A 19,213-nucleotide genomic window follows, 5' to 3' on the forward strand; every position below is an offset into this window, starting at 1 on the left:
CGCTCAATGCGGCCTTTATTGCAGGTATGCAGATGGTTTCGAATAAACAGGTTCCAGCGAACTACGACTATATGGGCAAGGGTCGGGGCGAGCCACAGCGCAAGGCACTAGCTGACGCGGGCGGTGCGCGCGTCGAGGCGTATCTTGACGCTGACGAACTGGCGTAGCTCGATACGCTGATTACGGCGGGCGTCGCAGGCTCGCGACGGGCGGCATTGAAGTATCTGGTGCAGCAACTACCGGAGACGGGTAAAAAATCTTGATACCGTAACCGGCTACGGCAGAATTTGATTCATGGTCGGCGCACGTGTGCCGATAGTTCAAGGGTATCCACGCCGTTTCCCGTGAGGAAGGACGGCGTGTGTCTCAAGGTTGCAGCCTGGCGTCAGGCCGCGAGGCTATGCTCAGAAGCGATGACGCAGCCCGACTGCAGCGCCAGCCTGATTGGCTGTTGTCGACGGGGACAGAATACCCGCGATCGATGTTGTGTTGCTGATCGCGGAGCCCTGATCGTTGTTGTACATGTCGCCCGATGCGTGCTGATAAACCCCGGCGAGGTACACATCGGTGCGCTTGGTGAGCGAGTAGTCCAGCGCCAGCGTGACCGAATGCCATTTCGGATCGCTCGACGTCGTGCCGGAGCCCGACGTCTTGCCGAAGGTGTATGTATAGGCACCCAGCACGGCAAGTGCAGGCGTGAGGTTATAGATGCCGTTCAGCTCGACATTGTCGAAGCGGGCGTCCAGTGGAAGCGCCACGCCTGCGAAATGTGTTTGCTGGAGTTTCGTGTGCGTCCAGAGCACGCCGACCGTCGCCGGGCCAAACGCATACTTTGCGCCTACACCGAAGACGCGATGCACACCTGCGGGCAGTGCGTCATCCGCCGCGGCACCAGCGGAATTCAGTGAAGCGGGATCATTGTTTAACTGGTCATAGGCCGCGGCAACCTTGAGCGGACCGTTCGAATAACCTGCGCCGACACTCCACGCGCGTCCGTTGGCGAACTGGCCGGGGTCATTGCTGAACCCATAGAGGCCACCAAAATGGAAGCCCGAGTAGTTCGCGCTCTCAAACTTGACAGCATTGGCGATGGAGCGCTGGGTGCCCAGATTGTCATTGTTCAGTGGATGCCCCGCCACGTTGACTCCCGCTCCGCTTCCAGAGAGGGAAAGCGGAGAGAGGTAATCGACCACTGAATCGAACTGACGGCCAAGGGTTAATGTGCCGTAGGTGTCGCTCTGAAGCCCGACGTACGCCAGCCGGTTGAATAGCGACTGGTTCCTGGCGAATCCGCCATTGTTGATGTTGAAAGCCGACTGCAGCCTGAAGATTGCCTTTGTGCCGCCCCCCAGATCTTCTGCGCCGCGCAGTCCGAAATAGGTATTCGAGAGTGCACTGCCGCTCTGTTGCCACAGACTGTGGCCACCCGCATTGTTCAGGTACAGGATACCGGCGTCGATTGAACCGTAGAGGGTGACGCTGCTCTGTGCGTGCGCGGTTGCGCTGAATACGCCCAGTACGCCAATGGCAGCCAGGGCTTTCTTGAAAATGATCTTCACGTTCTTCATTCCTTTCCCCGGCCTGCATCGGCCAACTATCCGCCGATTGAAATATGGGAAATACTTCTTTTGCCGGGGCAGGGCGACTATAGCCATATCGCTGTATCGGGCCGTTGCGTGCGGACAACGAATGGAATTCAATGCGTTAATTCTTTGGGACCCTGCGCGAAAACAGCTTTCGGATTGGTCGCGATTGACTTTGTTGACCCTGGACTGTTGGTCGCGGCGTCTGCTCTGCGCGAATATCCCATTCCCTTTTGCCATGTTGCTGATTCCGTTCCGGATTGCCCGCCGTAGCCGGGGAGTGCCAGCCCTCGCCCGTGTGCCGCTAGCCGCGGGCGTGTTGAACGGCACGGTCCAGGCCGCCCAAGTACTGCAGAGATGCGACTATTTCGGATTCCTGCCGGGTGACGCGCCGCAGTGGATTTTTGCCGACGATCAGGGAAATGCGCTTGTCACGCCCAATTCGCTGGTCGACCTCGGCTGTCGCGGCGAGGAGCGCGTCGTGTCGCATCCGGTCGAGGAGGGTTCTTTCGCTTCGGTCGCGCGGCCGCAGGAACTGACGCTTCGCCTGTCGTGCGGTGGCAGGAACATGGACCACGACACCTGCCTCGCAGAACTCGGGTTCCTGCGCACGTCGCTCACGCCTTCGGTGTACCTGCTCCTCTTCACGGCATGACCTCCTGGTCGGGTGTCGAAATCATGTCGGAATTCTCCAGTTTCAAATGGAACGGTTTTTCGGGCCAGGGTCAGGAGGGGCGTCGTTCGTGGATCGCTTACCTCGTCGTGACAAAACAGTCCGTCAATCCCGGCTACATCAAACAGATGCATCAAACGCGGGCGAAACATGGCTTTCGCATGGGTTGTTGACGGTATTTAACAGAGAAAGATTCCAGATCGGTGCACGATTTGCCGCACGCGCGCGTAGAGGTTCGATGCTGGACGGTCTCTCACCGAGACTCAGGCCATGACTGTCTGTGTTGCGTGGGAAACGTTTGCAGCGATGCTTGCCGATCCGAACGCCTTGGGCATTGGCGATAGCGCTCGAGAGCTGGCAGATCTGTACAAGACACGACTGGCACAAGTGCAATTGCTGATCTACGTCTGATCGCAGGAAAGCGCATATGACGAAGTGGCGGAAGCTGATTTGGATGATAGTGTGGTTGCCGATGCTGGCCGCCTGCTCGAAAAACCTGGAACCGACATCGATGGAAGCGACATCGGCTCCTGTTGCTGGGGAAACGCCGAAGGCGGGAGCGTTGCTGGCCTATGAGCACAGCATCGGCATCACTATGCCAGTGGCGCAGATTTCAGGCCGCGTGTCGGCGGTGCGCGAGGCTTGCGATTCGGTACGTTTCGGTGCGTGCAATGTACTACGCATCGAACAGAGCGATCGCGACGCGTCGCTGACTGTCCGGGTAGTGCCTGCGGGGGTGGAGCCGCTGTCGGGGCTCGCCTCCCAGGGTGGAGCGATCTCGTCCCGGGAGACGAGTGCACAAGACCTGAGCGAAGCGGTGGGAGACAATCGGCGGCAGCGGGAACAGCTCGACGCCTATATGACGCGGCTCGGTGAACTCGCCCAGCGCAAGGATCTGGCCGTTGCCGACCTGATCGCCGTGAGCCGTGAGCAAGCGCAGGTACAGACACAGCGAGCGACGTTGGAGAAAGAGGCCACTCAGCAGCAGCGGCGTATCGATACTAATCTGCTGGAGATGCACTTCAGCGGCAGCGACACGGACTCCCGCAGCGTTCGTGTGGGCAAGGCGTTCAGGGAATCTCTAGATCATCTGACCGATGGGGTTGCCGATGCCATTCATATGTTGTCCTACGCCATTCCATTTCTGCTGCTGGCCTTGCCGATCTGCCTGGCGTGGCGCTGGGTGTGGCGTCGCCTGATCGGAAAATCGCGTAAGCGGTCAACGGGAACTGATTGAATGCATGTCGAAGGCACGGCTGTTTCCGCATGGCACTCTCGCTAAAAGGCGGTCCGCGTTGTACCTGATCGTCTCGGCGAATTCTCCTGGCATGTTCGGTGGGATTCAGAGGTCCTGTAGAGGCAGTCAGCCGCGATGAGCGTTCCTGTGCGGGTCCGCCTACATCGTGACAGCTCCACTGTCGAACAGAATAAACTCATCATCGGCGTGCAGCAGGCGCACGAAACGGATGATGTCGGTGGGTGCGGCCATGAAGTCCTGTTTTAGTGGGGCGCCGTATCCAGCCGGAATTGTTCGCTTTTTTTTTGCGGCAGATGATGTGTAGCCTGCCTGCGCTCCACGACTTCCGTGGCGATTCCTTCGCGGCGGCCGCACGACGTCGGCTCGCTCGCAGATGACCGTAACGATGCCGTTCTGTAGCGCCCGCCATTGGAATCAGCGTGCCGCGGAAGTGCCGGTTGCCACCTGAGAAAAGCGGCCCGGAAAATCTGGGTCACTGCCGGTAGTGGTGGCTTGCCGCTGGCTTTAGTGGGACTGATCCGGAAAGCTGCCCTTCGCGGCCGCATCACGCAACGAGTCGGGCAGTGACCAGTGAAACAATTCGCGGTCGCCTAGCGCCCACAGGTCTGCGCCATTCCACGAAAAGGCCACGGCGTGCAGCTCGCTTCGTGAGGAGGTCTCCAACTGCACCGGTGTCCGTGCCTGGGCGATGTCCCAAAGCACCACATGGGGGCTGCCGGGCTTCATGCCGCCCAGGGCCAGGAATCGCCCGTGAGCGGAACGCGCTGCAGCCGCCAGTTTCTCACTGCGCCCCAACAGGGCGGATAGCGCATGGCCATCCTTGAGATTGACCACGTGCATGCCAACGAAACTGCCATTGTCATTGCTCACGCTATACAACGAGGATGGCATGTGTCCGTCGTCCGCCAACCGCAATTCGAAGCCAGTGGCAATCCAGCCGGCTTCCGGCGAGCCCAGCGGCGTGGGCGCTCCCTGCGCCACGCCGGTGGCGTTGTGAGGATCAGGGGCGCCGAATCCGAATCGTTGGGGCAGGGCCAGCGCGCGCAGGACGCGGCCGCTGGCAGCGTCGAGTTCGGCAATGCCGGGCTGGTCTTCCACCCAGAAGACCTTGGGGTCGCGCCAGCGCACGGGCCATATCAGCGTGTTGCCTTCCATGTCCGCGCCCATCATCGCCTGCCGGGCGGACAAAAAGGCGGTTCCGAACGGCCAGGCGTCATGTGCCAAAGAAGGCGGTGCTGTCGGTCGCAGCACGCTCAGGAGTACGCCTCCGAGCGGGTTTTTCTGCCTGTCGCCGAGCGAAATGTTGTGGTCGAAGACAGCCGGCAACTGGTCGCCCGCCAGTTCCCAGCGTAAGCTGCCAAAGTCACCGCGATCGGCGTCAGACCGCGTCATTGCGTAGTGGGTCAGGCGGCGCGCATCCACGTCGTAGGCAAACCATTCGTGTGTGGCCTGACGCGTGCTGGCGCCATCGAACCAGGCGGTGTGCCCGTTCGCGCTGAGCGCCAGCTGGCCAGCTCCCTCCTCACCACGCCAGATCTCTTCCGCCTTCCAGCCGCCGTTGGCCTGATGCAGCCGCCACACGCGTTGCGACCAGCCGCTGTCAGTCCAGCACTTGAGAACTGAACAGCAGGTCGCCGTCGGGCAAGGCTAGCAGGTCGTGGGGATAGAGCGCGGGGCGTTGATCCGTGACCAGCGCATCCCAGCGAATCGCCTGCGCCTTGATGATGGGGACATTGCGGGCTGGCGCAACCAGCGCCAGAGTGGGCGTAGCGGTGGTCCGGGGCACGGGCTGCACCCAAGCCCTGGGCGAGCGCGCGATCTCCACCTGGCCAGGCAGGCCTGCCAGTGCGTCGCGAACGGCCAGGAAAACCGGTGCCGGCACAATGTCGTCGCCCAAGGTAGCGCTCGGTCCAGTACTCAGGATGTTGAAGTCGTCGCTAAAGAGTCTGGTAAATGGGTGATAGTTGGGGTTGGCGTAGCGATCCTCACGGCGTATTTGTACTGCGGTGGCCGGATGTGCAAACATGGCAGTGACGTCAGATACGTCGATAGATAGCGTGCTCTCCTGTTTGCCGAAAAGACCGTATTTGAGGTGTTGCGTCGCGGACCAATAAGGGTAAGTGACGCGGAAGGCATCGAGTGTGTACCGGTCTGCCGGTACCGATGCGTCGCGATCTAGCGGTATGGGATCCAGGCGCGCCCGCGCCCGGGCGAGCCAAGGCTCGATTTCTGATGGCGTAAGCGCACCCTGCGCGACCGCCTGCTGCAAGCGGGGCAAGGTAAAGCGTTCCACCAGCGCGTTGCGCAGATCAGCGCGGCGCGACAGCAGAACCGCGTTCCAGTCGTCCGGCAGGTAGGCCAGTGGCTTGTCTCGTACTTCGGTGGTGAACTTGCCGAACATGCCCAACGCTTGCTGTACGATGGGCTGCACTTCGCCATAAGGCGCTCCGACCAGCAGCACGACCGAGCGGGCGATCTGTGCACCCTTCGCGCCATCCCACACCAGGATCTGCTCCTTGTTCCTGGCAGCCACAGTCGCATACTTGGGGAGCGCAGCCGCGGATTCGGTGCGCCAGCCCGTTCCCTCGACAGTCGTCTCCGGCGCCGTTGCCATCGCGCCCGTTGCCAGCAGACCCATTGCAATGCTCACGATCCGCCTGATCATCCGGTTTCCTCTCCGGCGTCCGCCGAAAAACAAATGGCCCGCACAGCGGCGGGCTGTCGCGATCACTCCAGGTCGGACAGTCTGCTCGTGCGACCGAACTACATGAGGCGCTGCTTCGCGATGGTGAGCGACAGGCGCTCGATCTGAATGGCTCAAGACGGGAGTTGTTTCTGCAGTTCGGTAACTGTGCATGGTGTTTACGCACAACCTCATCGCGCTCGCGAAGTATCTCGTTGCGAGCGAACACTAACGCTTTCGGTGCGTCGATGTCGTCGGGCAGGACTGTCGCGCGAAGTTCATATGGCCACAACCTACGTTACGCGCGCGGGACTGACCGGAAGTTGACGATGGACAAGGCTGTTTGCAGTGCTCTGCGTGGGCGTCGAGCGGTGTTCGGAAGTGGTTCAGGTTCGGCCGCCGGCTGGGCTTGCGCGGTGCAAGCCACGGGTTCGGCACGCCGATGCGCGTGTTGCCTGCGGCATGGTCGATCCACGTCAGAGTTTATTGCCCTCTCCCAGCCACCTGTCCGAATTCCGTGGTCGTATACCCGGTTAATTCCGAATTCAGCGCGGCCTGCAAGGGCGGCTGCGCGTTTAACCACCAAAGGTGAAACAATGAAAAAAATCGTGACATTCGCGGCATGTGCTGCGCTAGCTACCCTGCTGGGTGGCTGTTTGTGGTGGCCTCCAGGCGGTGGGCCGGGTGGTGGACCAGGCGGCCCCGGTGGAGGTCCGCGTGGCTACGGCGGGGGGCCAGGTGGCTACGGTGGAGGTCAAGGCGGCTACGGTGGAGGTCCAGGTCCACGCAGCGAAATCGTGGTGCCCCATGCGACGCGGAGTGTCTGACCGGGTGCTCTGAGCTCGGCGGTTGTACCGCCGTGAGCGCGTTCGGTCCGGAGAGTTGCGCCAAGCCCTCCACGAGCAAAAGGGGGAGAACTGCCTAATCCAATGCCGTCGCCCCTGAATCGTTCGATTGGAACGAAAACGCCAGCCTTGGGGGCTGGCGTTCGTGCCGGTCTTTCCCGACGGTCAGTTCGCGTGCAATGCGCCGGCATTTCCGGCCCCGGCGCGGGCGAATTATCAACGGTCGCCCTTGCAGGCGTCGCGGTGTGGATGATAGCGCACGCGTATGTGTGTTGTGTTACCGGGTCCGGCGCGAGTGAGGTTCCCCCGGTTTTTCGCCTTGGGGCTGCGGACGAAAACTTGGACTACCTGGATGTGGTTCATGTACGCGAACGAAGACCGCGGTCGAGCGGTCCGACTCGACATAAAACCAGGTTATCCACAATTGAACTTGGCGGGGACATGAACCGCTGTAGCTTTATGGAAATGTCGTTTTCTGAACATCATCTTTAAAGGACCGTATGAATCGCAGGATTTTTGTGTTCGCTTCAGCAGCTATCGCTATTGGGTCCATCGCGGGTTGCATGACCCATGACTTGTACGAAAACATCAACAGACCTGAGTATCGGACCTATAAGGATGCTCTGCACAGTTCAATCTGAGGGAAAACTGACTGATCGCCGATCATCGATCGATGATGTCGGTGTCAGATTGGCAGGCTGAGCGCACGCGTCAGGCGCACAACCGAGCGCCCAACCTCTGCACAACTCGCTTTTTCGCCATTACGGGCGCACGTCTCCTGTCAACGCGAGCAACGACCGCCGCGCCATCCAAAGATTCGACAGTGCAAACAGCGTGATGATCTGCGAGGTATTCTTGGTCAGGCCGCGGTAGCGGGTCTTCTGATAGACAAACTGTCTTTTGATGACGCGGAAGGGATGTTCAACCTTCGATCGCACCACCGATTTGAAGTATTCCAAACGCTTGGTCATCTCTTTGAGTTCGCCTTCGGGCAGTGCTTTGACGCGACCACGCCGGGCCGCGACGTGCCAGATCGGGCCTTCACGGCCGGTACGCTTCTCCACCCCTTGATAACCCGCATCGGCGTAGGCCACGCGCTCCTTGCCATGAAGCAAGTGCTCGGCCTCGAGCACATCGGCGACCGGCTGCTTGAGCACGATGCCATCGTGGGGTTGTTCAACGAGACGGTCGAGACGGCGCACGCACGCGGCTATCCGGCATGGTCGGTCGTGAATGCGCAGATGACGCAGGCAAGTGTGAGTGTCAAACGCAATCTCAAGTTGATACAGCTTGTCCAACGGGGGCGCCTCGGAAACCGGCTCGGACTTGTTGGGCAACCTGACCGCGAATGTGGCGGCAGGCGTGGGCGGTGCGCTGGTCGGAGGCGCCGCAGGTGCGTCTACCGCATCGAGCGTATATTTGTACAACCAGGGTAATGATCGAAAAAGCATGATCGCATGCGACATTATTTCTGCAGAGTGTAAGGGCTCCGTACTCCGAGAATTCCCTGGGCAGTACTTGAATTCACCATTGAGTGACATTATGAGTGATGCGGCTAGTGGTGGTAGTGATGCACGCAAAGCACTTAAATTGCTCAAGGACAATCGATTCAAGAAATGAGGGTATGAGAAATGGATAATTTATTTAATCTTCTTGATCGACTTGATGCCGCAAATATTTACTATACGCTGGGTCGGAATCGTTCCGACACGGTGCTCGTGACAATGACCGTAGTCGGAATGCGGGTTGAGATCGATGTATTCCGCGATGGGCATATGGAGATGTGCGTCTTTTGCGGGAGTGAGTCTCCGATCGAAAATAGCGATGTCTTGGACGAAATAATAAAATCAAATTCTAGTTAGTGATAGTCACGACTTCGCGAACAACGCTAGCGGGTTATAAGACTGAATGGTGCTGTGCTTGGGCCGGTTTTCGGAAAGGCTGCTCAAGCTATCGTAAACCAGTCAAAATAAATGATAGTCAAAAAATGAACCACGATATCATCCATGGTATTTTGTCGGGCTTGATTGGCCCCATTGCTTCAAAATGGGCGTCAAGATTTAAGTGCAGGCTGATATTTTTGGTAACTGTCGTCGGTCTTTATTTATCTGCACTCATGGGCCTCGTCTATGTGCACGGTTGGCGCATTGGGTTCAAATTGTTCATGAATAGGACGACTAACTTTGCTGGGATTCTTGTTCCGATGGCCTTGGGATTGCTTGCCGTTTTCATAGTCTTCATCTCATCTATTGGCGAACAACGCAAGAAAGAATAAATAGTAACTTGCATCCATCGATCCAAGATTTGTTTTGAATTATTCTTGGAATCGCATTAGTAACCAGTAGGCGGGAAAATGAAATTTCGATAATTGAGGATGAGAATTTCTCAAAATGGTTTAGAAGCACATTAATAATTGGCGGTCTTGTTTTGCCTTTGTTTGAATCGGCGTAGAACAGTTCTCGCATTGGTTTGGGGTATTTTTTTACGGGATTCCTGCTTGCAGTAATTGGCGGATATTCGACCCAGGCGGATACGTTGGGACTCAAGCCCTTCGACTACAGCTATAGAAAGGCCCGTAAGTGCTACGAAAAGTACTACGGCGAAAGCAGACAGGACGATAACAAAAGCAACAAGGCAGATGAAAATTAACAGAAACCTTTTGGCTGTTCCGCTCGCGGTTCTCTTCCCTCTCGCTGTCCATGCGCAAACTCCGCCCGACGTGGCAGCGGCGGCGGCCCGCGCGAACGCCGAGCAGCAACAGCAGGTCCAGCAGCAACGCGACGGGCAGCAGCGCGCGGCAACGGTTGCCGCGCCCGTTGTGCGCTCGGCGGCGCCTGTGGCGGGGAAATGCCGGTCCTGCCGGTCGAGACGCCGTGTTTCCGTATCGACTCGTTCTCGGTCGAGGTGCCCGACACACTGCCCGAGGTGACCCGTGTGAAGGGCGCGTCAGCCCTGCCAATGGACCCGTTCGCATTCCTGCACGACTGGCTGCGGCACTATGAGGGGCAGTGCGTGGGCAAGCAGGGCCTCGACCTACTGACCAAAGGTCTGCAAGGCGTCATCCTGAGCCGGGGCTACATTACGACGCGCGTCCTCCTGCCGGCGCAGGACCTCTCAAAGGGGGCGCTCAAGTTCGCCCTCATACCGGGCGTGACCCGCCACCTGAAGTTCGCCGACGCCGACACGCGCGGCACCCTCAAAACCGTGTTCCCGGCGCGGGACGGGGACGTACTCCAGTTGCGTGACCTGGAGCAGGGTCTGGAGCAGATGAAGCGCGTACCGAACCAGGATGCGAGCATGGAGATCGTGCCCGGTACGGTGCCGGGTGAAAGCGATGTGGTCATTACCGCCAAGCGCACCAAACCGTGGTCGCTCGTAGTCTCCGCAGACAACTCGGGCACGCGTGAGACGGGCGGCTATATCGGTAACGTGTCGCTCGGCCTGTACAACCTGCTGGGCCTGAATGATGTGCTTTCGGCAGGCTTCAACCACGATCTGCAGTTCGGCAATCACGACCTCGGCACGCACGGCTGGAATGCCTCGTATGCAGTGCCGTGGGGCTACTGGACCGGCACGCTGTACGGCTATACGAATACGTACTACCAGCAGGTTGCCTACGCCAACGACAAATTTGTCGCGAGCGGCAACGCGCAGACGGTGGGCCTCAAGCTGGAGCGGGTCATTCGCCGCAGCCAGAGCGACGTAACGGGCGTCGAGTTCCAGCTTATCAAGCGGTGGGGCGAGAGCTTTATCGCGGATACCTCTATACCGCAGCAGCACCGCGACAACACGTTCATTGAGGCTGGGCTGACCAACCGTCATTACTTCGGCGCGTCGCAGTTCGACGGCACGCTCGCTTACCGGCAGGGCATCGGTGGACTCGGCGCGCAGCCCGATACGCCGGGCGGTCCGACCTACCGCTTCAGGATGGCGACGCTCGACGCGAACCTCTCGGTGCCGTTCGCGCTCGCGGGGCAGTCGTTCCGCTATGTCGGCACGCTGCACGGGCAGTTCACCACCGACGAGCTGAACTACATCGATGACCTGACCATCGGCAGCCGCTACACCGTGCGCGGCTTCAGCGGTGAAACGATGCTCGCGGCGGAGAAAGGCTTCTACTGGCGCAACGAACTGCAGTATCCGCTCGGGCAGACGGGGCAGGCGGTCTATGCGGGGCTGGACTACGGTCGTGTATGGGGACCGTCTACTGCGCTGCTGGTGGGAACGCAACTGGCGGGCGCAGTCGTGGGATTACGCGGGGGTGTACCGACACGCTTTGGCGCGTACAGCTATGAGAGGTTTGGCCGGGATTCGCGAAAAATCCGCCACATCAAAGTCTAACCTACTGATTTAATGTCGAAATTTTGCTTGTCGATAGTCCATCCGCGTCCGCTCTTGCACTGAATCTCGGTGTGCAGATATGCCTTCATCACAATGCTACGCAGTGGTGTGCAAGTATCGCCGGTGGCTAGCGTGAACAGAATTCTCGCTTCTGTGTCACTTTCCGAGGCGTATACAGGGGTGGCCGTGGTGGCCACCCATACTTCGTGCGTTTTGTTTGAGCAAGCCGACATCGGGATTCCGATCGCGACGATGATCGCTGTAAGAATGTTTCTCATGAGCCGTCTTTGGGGTAGAAGCGCCTCTCCTTCACCCGCTTGGAATGTGATAGACCGACAGCGATGTCTTCTGGGCTGACCATGCCAAAAGCAGACCATCGCGGATCATAGGCAACGATCCCAACCAGATTTAATACGTCAGCCACATTCGATGAGCAACTGTTATCCAGAAGGCTGTATTCGTGCCGTGCTGGATCGCCGTTGGTTACGGCCACGCGGCGCTTCAGTTCGGCTTCAATCTTCTTCTTTTCTTCCGGAGACACGCGGAGGACATAGCCAACAGAATCGCGAAAGCTCTCTTGTACAGCAACATACTGGGCATATGTCTTTTTTGAATCGTACCCGTCATGTGCTCGTGAGTACGCTATGCCATCGACAATGATTGCCACGTGACCGAATTGTGATCCCCGGCTGACCAGTCGCGAATCGCTGACAATCACCTCGACGCTATCTGTCTCCGTTCGAATTTCCTTCGCATCGGAATCGGTTGTTGGCGTGGTGGTTCGAGTCGCGATCAATCGATATCTCACCCCATCGGGGGAGACGTGAATCTGCTCTGGCATGGCTATCCTGCAAGGTAAACGTTGACGTTCTCGGCGGAGGCGGTGGAGGCAAGCAAATGCGTGTGCCCATCATCATCCGTTTCGCCGTACTCGAAAATGCCACTTTTTCGCTGCACCGCATAGGCGGTATGAGTCAGTACTTGCCCGTCTGCATTGCGCAAGACGAAATGGTCGTCGTACTGACCAATGACAGGAGAAGCGGTACAGGACGCTCCTGCGTCCGTCACGCCATGGCGTGTGGCTGTTGGTGTCGCCACTCCCATCGTTTCCGCCATGTCATCGCACCACGAATCGCCGGAGAGCGTGGCGACAATTTGCGGGGGCGTTGGACACTTGCAGAGAACGATATCGCGATCGGCTGCCGTCTCTCCCATAAAGTCGATGCGCCGGGGGCCGCCGGCCTTCGCTATCACGCCCGTGCTTTTACACGCTTCGCACCAGGCAGTCCCGCCAATCAGCGCAACCTGGTGCCCCGCGTCGCCTATCGTAAAGACTGGACCACTATAGGGAAGGACTTGCCCACCTGTTTCCAGCTGGTCGCCGACAACGGCAATTCGACGCATCATGTCCTATTCCTCACCCTGCAAGAAACACGCGAATGCTTTCCGCGGCAGCGACCGACGAAAGCAGATGTGTATGTCCTTTCTCGTCTGTTTCGCCGTACTCGAAGTCGCCCGTTTCGCGTTGGACTACGTACGCCGCGTTGGCGATTGACTGCCCGTTCGCATCTCGCAATACAAACCGGTCATTGAAGCTCGATTCCTGTGCGGGCACAGCTGGCACCTCCGCAGCCTTGCCCGCTGCCGCACTCGCGTTGCCGCCTGTCTCGATCATCCAGCTACGGCCATAGCGTGCGATGACGACCGGTCGTTGCGCGCATTTGCACATGACCAGATCGCCGCCCAAGGCCTGCCGAGCGTTCAGCTCGTGGTCGTGCATCCGGTCGGTATCCGGCGAGCCAGGCGCGGCGACGATCACGCCAAGGCTCTTGCAGGCGTCGCACCATGCCCGTTGACCCAGGTAGGCTAGATACCTGGTTTGCCCGTCCTCGCACTCGATTGTGTCGTTCCAGCCCTCAACAACCCGGCTATTGCCGCCACTGCTGAGCGGGTCGTCTTTGACCGCGCTGTAGAAAATTGCCATGCACACGTCCCTTGTGTCAGTCGTTGTTGACCGGAAATGCGGCGGATTACGATACCTCATAACGTCGTCTGATACTGTCAAATCTATTTTTCATTCTGTGGTGGTGGCGACTCAACTTTCCGGCGCGAGATCAATGAATGAGGAGAACGAATCTCGTACGAATAGGATTTATAGCGATACCCTATCGCTAACCCTTATTATCGATAGGGTGACGTTTTTTTACAAAACTGTCGTTTTCGGAAACGCACCACACTTGACCTTCACCTGTGGTTTCATCATGTTGCCTATAATCTCCGGATGCCGAACGCTCCGTCGCCACCGTCCTTTCCTGATACCGCGTCCCTGTCCGCGCTGCGCGCGTGGTATGCGGGCGTTGGCGCGCGAGAGGCGGTCGAGCGCTATTGTCCGCAGGCGCTCGAAGGCGACCAGTCGGCGCGCGGCGTGATTGGGCAGATTCGTCGGCAGCTCGCCGGCTTCGCCCTCAGCCGGCATCGCGCAGATCTGGCCCGGCTGTTCCAGTGTGCAGTGAGCGAACGGACCCGTCATCGCAAGGCCGCGACCCGGGCGCTAGACATCCTGGACGCTTGCGGTCCCGCAACCACAGGTTAGCGACGCGGTCGATGTCTGGCTACCAGCCCGTGTTGTCACCGTGCTGCATCAGCATGGCATCCGGACGCTGGCCGATCTGACCGTACGCATCCCTCGTCGCCAACGCTGGTGGCGGGCGATTGCCGGACTCGGCGTGCGCAGCGCACGTCATATTGAAGCCTTCTTTGCCGCGCACCCGGTGCTCACCGAACGCGCCCGCGCGCTGGTTGTCGTAACGGTACCGGAGCCCGTGGTGCCGTGGGAAAACATTCGCGTGCCACATGACGTCGACGGCTCGCGCGGCGTCTTCCGGGCGCCTAGGCCCATGTGCGCGCTCAAGGCCGATAACGACTATCAGGCGATCAACGCCTGGCTTGACCGGCACGAAGCTGCCGAAACGCAACGCGCCTATCGCCGGGAAGCCGAGCGCCTGCTGCTGTGGGCGATTGTCGAGCGTGGTCGCGCGCTGTCTTCGCTCACGAGCGAGGATGCGACCGCTTATCGCGGCTTCCTGCGCCATCCCGCACCCCGAGCCAGGTGGGTTGCACCGGCGCGACCGCGAACGTCGTTCGAATGGCGACCGTTCACGGGCGCGCTGTCGCCAGATTCCATCGCCTATGCACTGTCGGTTCTGAGTGGGATGTTTCGCTGGCTGATCGAGCAGCACTACGTGCTAGCGAATCCGTTTGCCGGCCTCAGGGTGCGCGGCGCGCAGCGCAATGGTGAGCTGGACATCTCGCGCGCCTTTACGGCCGGAGAGTGGGAGCTGATCCGCACGATTGCAGATGGTCTCGAATGGTCGTGTGGCTGGGCAGTTCCCGCCGCACAGCGTCTGCGCTTTCTCCTCGATTTCGGTTACGCGACTGGCCTGCGCGCAGGCGAACTGGTCAGCGTTACACTCGGCGGCATCATGACCGGCACGCGCGGCGAGCGGTGGCTTCACCTCACCGGTAAGGGGGCGAAGGCCGGCAAGGTGGTGCTGCCGCCGCTCGCACGATTTGCGCTGGACCAATACCTGATGCAGCGCGGTCTGCCCGTGAGCCCCGCACGCTGGGCACCGGATACGCCGCTGTTTGGCCATCTCGACGAACCCGGCGGCATCACCACTCCGCCCCTGAGAGAGGTGCTGCGCAGGTTCTTCCAGACCGCCGCCGACGCAATTCGGGCCGACCACCCGGCACTCGCCGGCAAGCTGCAGCGCGCGACGCCACACTGGCTGCGGCATACGCACGCAACAAATGCTCTCGCACAGGGCGCCACGCTAACGACTGTGCGTGACAATCTGCGTCACGCGTCGATCACAACGACCTCGATCTACCTGGACGACGACGAAGTTCAGCGGACCCGGCAGATCGAGCAGATCTTTGCGCGGCGGCAGCCAACGTGACGACTGTCCACGAGACCATCTATCCGGTGCCGCCTGCCATCGTCGATCACATCCGGACGTCGATGCGGGCCCGCGCCCTGTCCCGGACGGCGATCGCACGGTATGACGTGTCGGGCACCCGCATCCGTCACCAGAAACCGCTGCGCGGCTGGCTTGACATTCGGGCGTTCGATGCGGGTGAGGCGGCTTCGCTTGCTGAGCTCGCGTCGGCCGAAGCCCGGACAAAGATCGAACTGCCCGACCTCATCAACGTGCTGATCGAGGAACTGGTCCGGCGCCGGTACGAGCTGCCGCCGCTGGCGACGCTGCGGCGCATCGCCACGCAGGCGCGCAACGATCTCAACGAGGCGATCTATGGGGCGATTACCGGCGCACTCGACGCAGCACTCATCGAACGGATCGACGCGCTTCTCGTCGTCAAGGCCGGCAGGTCTGGCTGGGACGATCTGAAACAGGAGCCGAAGCGGCCCGCTGCGCGGGCGATCGCCAGCTTCCCAAAACATATCAACGGAATCAGGAAACTGGCGGAAGGTTTGCCGGCGCCGCCCGCGATCCTGTCTGTCAGCAAGCGGGCCCAACTGGTCACCGAAGCGCGGGCGCTCGACGTTTCGGAACTGCGTTCGCTCAGGACCGCGAAGCGTCATGCGCTTGCGGTACTCTTCATTCAGGCGCGGTTGCAGAAGGCGCTTGATGACGTCGCTGAAATCTTCATCAAGGTGGTGCGCAAGCTGGAGTCCTACGCAAAGGTCCGGCTGTAAAAATACCATCTTGAACACGCCGGTATGCTGGAGGGGCTGGTCGGGCAGTTCCGGGACGTCCTGCAGATTCTTCAGGACGAGGGCGTACCGGAGCCTAAGCGGTTACCGAAAATCCGCGAAGCGCTCGGCGACCCGGCCGAGGCGCTTGCTCAGTGCAACGAGCACATCGCTTATGCCGGGCAGTTCGACCTGCCGTTCATGCTCGTACCGTACCGCACCCAGCGCTCGCTACTGTTCCAGTGCATGGACGTGCTGCCGTTGCAATCGAGCTCGCAGGATCGTGCGGTGCTGGTCGCGCTCGCGTGGCTGCAAGGTTTCCGGAACGCGCACCGCGAATACCTGCTGCTGACAGAGAACGATCTCGCGAATCTGCCGCTGGACTGGTTGCCGGAGAAGTGGGAGCGTGCCGTGTTCCCGCACGGCCGGGACAGCCGGATGCTGCACCGCCGGTTCTTCGAATTGGCTGTCTTTAGCCAGATCATGCGGGAACTGAATTCCGGCGATCTTTACGTCGAAGGTAGCGATCGTTTCGACGATTATCGGGTGCATCAGGTTTCCGACGAGGAATTCCGGCGTGAGTTGCCGCGCTACTGCGAGATCGTGGGTTTGCCCACAGACGGCAAGAGCTTCGCTAAGGATCTGCGAGACAGGCTGAACGCGGCGCTCGACGAGGCAGATGCAAACTTCCCAGCAAACGACAGTATCGAGTTCGTCAATGAGGAACTCGTCATTCACAAGCCGGGCAAGGAGCCCGAGCCGCCGAACCGCACGCTGATCGATCAGGCCATCACGGCATCGATGCCGCAGCTCAGCATCCTGGATCTCCTCAGCGAAACCGAGCAGTGGCTCGATCTGCATAAACTGTTTGGACCGCTGTCCGGGTTTGACGCGAAAGTCGACGATCCGCGCAAGCGTTTCATCACAACGCTGTTCTGCTACGGCTGCAACCTGGGGCCGAGCCAGACGGCGCGTTCGGTGAAAGGACTTAGAAGCTGTTGCGAAATTAGTTAAGCATTGGCTTGAGTCGTGTCCAGCAAATCAAGGCGCAAGCCAGAGAGAGAAAGGCTTCATGGACATGGGCATAACGTTCGTAACGAATCTTCAGGCGTCGAAACGAGTGAAGCCATGCAATCGAGCGCTCGACTGGCCAACGCGTTTTTCCGAGACCACTGCCATGGGGCGAACCAATCTTTGCGAGCACCGGCATGATGCCGCGTTCTCTCAAACGCTGTCGATGTGGTTCGGAACTGTAGCCCCGGTCGCCCTGAACGATTTGCGGTTTATGCAGGGGACGCCCACGCTTGCCTCTAATGTGTGGAATGGCATCGACGAGTGCATCAAGCTGGGTGACGTCATGGCGATTCGCCCCGCTCAGGATGACCGCGAGCGGGATGCCTTTCGCGTCGACGATGAGGTGGTGTTTGCTGCCGAGCTTGCGCCGGTCCGTGGGATTCGGGCCGGTTTTTTCCCGCCAGCACCGCGCGAATCGACGAGCTGTCTACAAGTGCTCGTGACAAGTCGATTTCGCCACGACGACGCAGTTCGGCCAGCAGCGTTTCGTGGATGCGTTGCCAGACTCCTGCTTCTTGCCATGCCACGAGCCGTCGCCAGCAGGCGGTGCCCGAACCACATCCCATCTCCTGCGGGAGCAGATTCCACGCAATGCCGGAGCGCAGCACGAATACGATGCCCGTCAGCGCGGCACGGTCGGGAGTCGGCTTGCGGCCCGCATACTGGCGATTGCGTGGTGCCCGAGCAGGCAAAAGCGGTTCGATAAGTACCCACAATTCGTCGTCGATAAGTTCTTTAGGCATCGCTTCCTGTCAGGCAAAACAAGACAGAAGTTAACACCACGTCGGAAAAGTTAACAGACCCAAAACTTAATTTCGCAACAGCTTCTTAGCCGCAAGCAGGTCGCCTGGCTGAACCTGAAACACGTCACGGAGGAGCGACTCGACAAGGCGAACGTGAAGGTGATCAACGCGTACAACCAGTTCGCGTTGCCAAAATACTGGGGCAGCGGCAAGCGCGCGTCGGCCGATGGCACCAAGTGGAGCCTATATGAGCAGAACCTGCTGTCGGAGTATCACGTCCGCTATGGGGGATACGGTGGGATCGGCTACTATCATGTGTCCGACATGTACATCGCGCTGTTCAGTCACTTCATCCCGTGTGGCGTTCACGAAGCGGTCTACATCCTCGATGGACTGATCCCGAACGGCGCCGACGTCAAGCCCGATACGATCCACGGCGATACGCAAGCGCAAAGCGGTCCAGTCTTCGGTCTGTCGTACGTGACGGGTATCAACCTGATGCCGCGCATGCGCAACATCAAGGATCTTGTGCTGTACAAGGCGGACAAACGCCGCAAGTACAAGCACATCGACAGCCTGTGCCGCTGGACGATAAACTGGGAACTGATCGAACGGCACTATGCCGACATGATGCGCGTTGCGGTGTCGATCAAGGCGGGCAAGATGACGCCGTCGACGATCCTGCGCCGCCTAGGCTCGGAGAGCACGAAAAACAAGCTCTACTTTGCATTCCGGGAGCTGGGACGCGTGATCCGGACGCTGTTCCTGCTGAAATATCTCAATGAACCGGAGCTGCGTCGCACGATTCACGCGGCGACCAACAAGAGCGAGCAGTTCAACGACTTCGCACAGTGGCTGATGTTCGGTGGCGAAGGCGTGATCGCCGAAAACGTCCGGCACGAGCAGCGTGACCATGCCTCGATTTCGCGTACAGCAGGAATTTTGTTAATTTCCTGTGTGTACGGAGGATTGCATGTCAGAAAAGTCAGTGCCGAAACGGCAATACACGGACGAATTCAAGGTCGAGGCCGTCAGGCTTGCCGAATCAGTCGGTCAGCATGAAGCCGCCCGCCGGCTCGGGGTACCGGTGGCGACATTAGGGAACTGGATGCGGCGTAGCCGCGCCGACGGCGTTGGCGAGGCAAGCGGTCGTGAAGCGGTCGCGGCACGAGCAACTCGCCCGATTAGTGAGCTGGAAGCGGAGAACAGTCGGCTGCGCAAAGAATTGGCCAGCGCGAAACTCGACATCGAAATTCTCTCAAAAGCAACGGTAGGTTCAATGAGTCGTTGCAACACCTT

Annotated in this window: 14 protein-coding genes and 6 pseudogenes; 12 read left to right on the forward strand and 8 right to left on the reverse strand. The window is 59.5% G+C overall.

Annotated elements, in window-relative coordinates:
* Window positions 1–32 precede the first annotated feature (32 nt).
* Together L0U80_RS31620 and L0U80_RS31990 are read left to right on the forward strand one after the other, a co-directional pair.
* Complete coding sequence (locus L0U80_RS31620; protein ID WP_267955016.1) at window positions 33–167, forward strand: hypothetical protein; 135 nt, start codon at window positions 33–35, stop codon at window positions 165–167.
* A gap of 9 nt (window positions 168–176) precedes the next feature.
* Window positions 177–263, forward strand: a complete 87-nt coding sequence (locus L0U80_RS31990) for a hypothetical protein (protein WP_505880165.1) — start codon at window positions 177–179, stop codon at window positions 261–263.
* Window positions 264–404: 141 nt separating this feature from the next.
* Here L0U80_RS31990 and L0U80_RS29555 read toward each other — a convergent pair whose 3' ends face one another.
* A complete protein-coding gene (locus L0U80_RS29555) occupies window positions 405–1,559 on the reverse strand; it encodes a porin (protein ID WP_233874628.1) in 1,155 nt (384 codons plus the stop codon).
* Between the two features lie 130 nt (window positions 1,560–1,689).
* Between L0U80_RS29555 and L0U80_RS29560 the strand changes: the two genes are divergently transcribed.
* The 3 genes from L0U80_RS29560 to L0U80_RS29570 all read left to right on the forward strand — a co-directional run bounded on the left by L0U80_RS29560 (window position 1,690) and on the right by L0U80_RS29570 (window position 3,493).
* Window positions 1,690–2,238: a hypothetical protein gene (locus L0U80_RS29560; RefSeq protein WP_233874629.1), complete on the forward strand. Its 549-nt coding sequence runs from the start codon at window positions 1,690–1,692 to the stop codon at window positions 2,236–2,238.
* A 288-nt stretch (window positions 2,239–2,526) separates the two neighbouring features.
* The gene (locus L0U80_RS29565; RefSeq protein WP_233874631.1) at window positions 2,527–2,667 is read left to right on the forward strand and encodes a hypothetical protein; all 141 of its coding nucleotides are present in this window, start codon (window positions 2,527–2,529) and stop codon (window positions 2,665–2,667) included.
* Window positions 2,668–2,683: 16 nt separating this feature from the next.
* Window positions 2,684–3,493 (forward strand): DUF4349 domain-containing protein, encoded by an 810-nt coding sequence (locus L0U80_RS29570; RefSeq protein ID WP_233874634.1) that lies wholly within the window; start codon window positions 2,684–2,686, stop codon window positions 3,491–3,493.
* A gap of 525 nt (window positions 3,494–4,018) precedes the next feature.
* On the opposite strand, the gene L0U80_RS29575 is transcribed toward L0U80_RS29570, so the two are convergent.
* From L0U80_RS29575 to L0U80_RS29585, 3 genes and pseudogenes are all read right to left on the reverse strand, one after another.
* On the reverse strand, window positions 4,019–5,095 hold the full coding sequence (locus tag L0U80_RS29575) for a hypothetical protein (protein WP_233874637.1): 1,077 nt from the start codon (window positions 5,093–5,095) through the stop codon (window positions 4,019–4,021).
* Window positions 5,096–5,114: 19 nt separating this feature from the next.
* Window positions 5,115–6,179, reverse strand: a complete 1,065-nt coding sequence (locus L0U80_RS29580) for a hypothetical protein (RefSeq protein WP_233874640.1) — start codon at window positions 6,177–6,179, stop codon at window positions 5,115–5,117.
* Between the two features lie 1,624 nt (window positions 6,180–7,803).
* Window positions 7,804–8,184 (reverse strand): annotated as a pseudogene (locus L0U80_RS29585) (transposase); the annotation flags it as partial.
* Between the two features lie 148 nt (window positions 8,185–8,332).
* Between L0U80_RS29585 and L0U80_RS29590 the strand changes: the two are divergent.
* From L0U80_RS29590 to L0U80_RS29600, 3 genes and pseudogenes are all read left to right on the forward strand, one after another.
* Window positions 8,333–8,662: a hypothetical protein gene (locus tag L0U80_RS29590; RefSeq protein ID WP_233874835.1), complete on the forward strand. Its 330-nt coding sequence runs from the start codon at window positions 8,333–8,335 to the stop codon at window positions 8,660–8,662.
* A 367-nt stretch (window positions 8,663–9,029) separates the two neighbouring features.
* A complete protein-coding gene (locus L0U80_RS29595) occupies window positions 9,030–9,317 on the forward strand; it encodes a hypothetical protein (protein ID WP_233874643.1) in 288 nt (95 codons plus the stop codon).
* Window positions 9,318–9,680: 363 nt separating this feature from the next.
* Window positions 9,681–11,344, forward strand: a pseudogene (locus L0U80_RS29600) (ShlB/FhaC/HecB family hemolysin secretion/activation protein); the annotation flags it as partial.
* A 313-nt stretch (window positions 11,345–11,657) separates the two neighbouring features.
* Here the strand turns inward: L0U80_RS29600 and L0U80_RS29605 are convergent.
* From L0U80_RS29605 to L0U80_RS29615, 3 genes are read right to left on the reverse strand one after another with little or no spacing between them, the layout of a single operon-like run.
* Window positions 11,658–12,224 carry a hypothetical protein gene (locus tag L0U80_RS29605; RefSeq protein ID WP_233874646.1) on the reverse strand — a complete coding sequence of 189 codons (567 nt, stop codon included), beginning with the start codon at window positions 12,222–12,224 and terminating at the stop codon, window positions 11,658–11,660.
* A 2-nt stretch (window positions 12,225–12,226) separates the two neighbouring features.
* Window positions 12,227–12,790 carry a PAAR domain-containing protein gene (locus L0U80_RS29610; protein WP_233874648.1) on the reverse strand — a complete coding sequence of 188 codons (564 nt, stop codon included), beginning with the start codon at window positions 12,788–12,790 and terminating at the stop codon, window positions 12,227–12,229.
* A gap of 10 nt (window positions 12,791–12,800) precedes the next feature.
* A complete protein-coding gene (locus L0U80_RS29615; protein WP_233874651.1) occupies window positions 12,801–13,367 on the reverse strand; it encodes a PAAR domain-containing protein in 567 nt (188 codons plus the stop codon).
* Window positions 13,368–13,664: 297 nt separating this feature from the next.
* Between L0U80_RS29615 and L0U80_RS29620 the strand changes: the two are divergent.
* Together L0U80_RS29620 and L0U80_RS31895 are read left to right on the forward strand one after the other, a co-directional pair.
* A pseudogene (locus L0U80_RS29620) lies at window positions 13,665–15,342 on the forward strand (site-specific integrase).
* Between the two features lie 26 nt (window positions 15,343–15,368).
* Window positions 15,369–17,087: pseudogene (locus tag L0U80_RS31895) on the forward strand (DUF4158 domain-containing protein); the annotation flags it as partial.
* A 16-nt stretch (window positions 17,088–17,103) separates the two neighbouring features.
* Here the strand turns inward: L0U80_RS31895 and L0U80_RS29635 are convergent.
* A protein-coding gene (locus tag L0U80_RS29635; RefSeq protein ID WP_233874659.1) for an IS5 family transposase occupies window positions 17,104–17,914 on the reverse strand; the annotation gives its coding sequence in 2 pieces (ribosomal slippage) (window positions 17,104–17,566 and window positions 17,565–17,914; 813 coding nt in all).
* 57 nt (window positions 17,915–17,971) lie between these two features.
* Between L0U80_RS29635 and L0U80_RS29640 the strand changes: the two are divergent.
* Both L0U80_RS29640 and L0U80_RS29645 read left to right on the forward strand, forming a co-directional pair.
* Window positions 17,972–18,865, forward strand: a pseudogene (locus tag L0U80_RS29640) (Tn3 family transposase); the annotation flags it as partial.
* 22 nt (window positions 18,866–18,887) lie between these two features.
* A pseudogene (locus L0U80_RS29645) lies at window positions 18,888–19,178 on the forward strand (transposase); the annotation flags it as partial.
* Between the last annotated feature and the right edge of the window lie 35 nt (window positions 19,179–19,213).

The organism is Paraburkholderia adhaesiva (genome assembly GCF_021390575.1).
GTDB classification, from domain to species: Bacteria; Pseudomonadota; Gammaproteobacteria; order Burkholderiales; family Burkholderiaceae; genus Paraburkholderia; species Paraburkholderia adhaesiva.

Bases quoted from the DNA above. Each gene is read 5' to 3' on its own strand.
- L0U80_RS31620 (WP_267955016.1), top strand. From the start codon at position 33: ATGGTTTCGAATAAACAGGTTCCAGCGAACTACGACTATATGGGCAAG.
- L0U80_RS29615 (WP_233874651.1), bottom strand. From the start codon at position 13,367: ATGGCAATTTTCTACAGCGCGGTCAAAGACGACCCGCTCAGCAGTGGC.
- L0U80_RS29570 (WP_233874634.1), top strand. From the start codon at position 2,684: ATGACGAAGTGGCGGAAGCTGATTTGGATGATAGTGTGGTTGCCGATG.
- L0U80_RS29560 (WP_233874629.1), top strand. From the start codon at position 1,690: ATGGAATTCAATGCGTTAATTCTTTGGGACCCTGCGCGAAAACAGCTT.
- L0U80_RS29595 (WP_233874643.1), top strand. From the start codon at position 9,030: ATGAACCACGATATCATCCATGGTATTTTGTCGGGCTTGATTGGCCCC.
- L0U80_RS29580 (WP_233874640.1), bottom strand. From the start codon at position 6,179: ATGATCAGGCGGATCGTGAGCATTGCAATGGGTCTGCTGGCAACGGGC.
- L0U80_RS29610 (WP_233874648.1), bottom strand. From the start codon at position 12,790: ATGATGCGTCGAATTGCCGTTGTCGGCGACCAGCTGGAAACAGGTGGG.
- L0U80_RS29605 (WP_233874646.1), bottom strand. From the start codon at position 12,224: ATGCCAGAGCAGATTCACGTCTCCCCCGATGGGGTGAGATATCGATTG.
- L0U80_RS29565 (WP_233874631.1), top strand. From the start codon at position 2,527: ATGACTGTCTGTGTTGCGTGGGAAACGTTTGCAGCGATGCTTGCCGAT.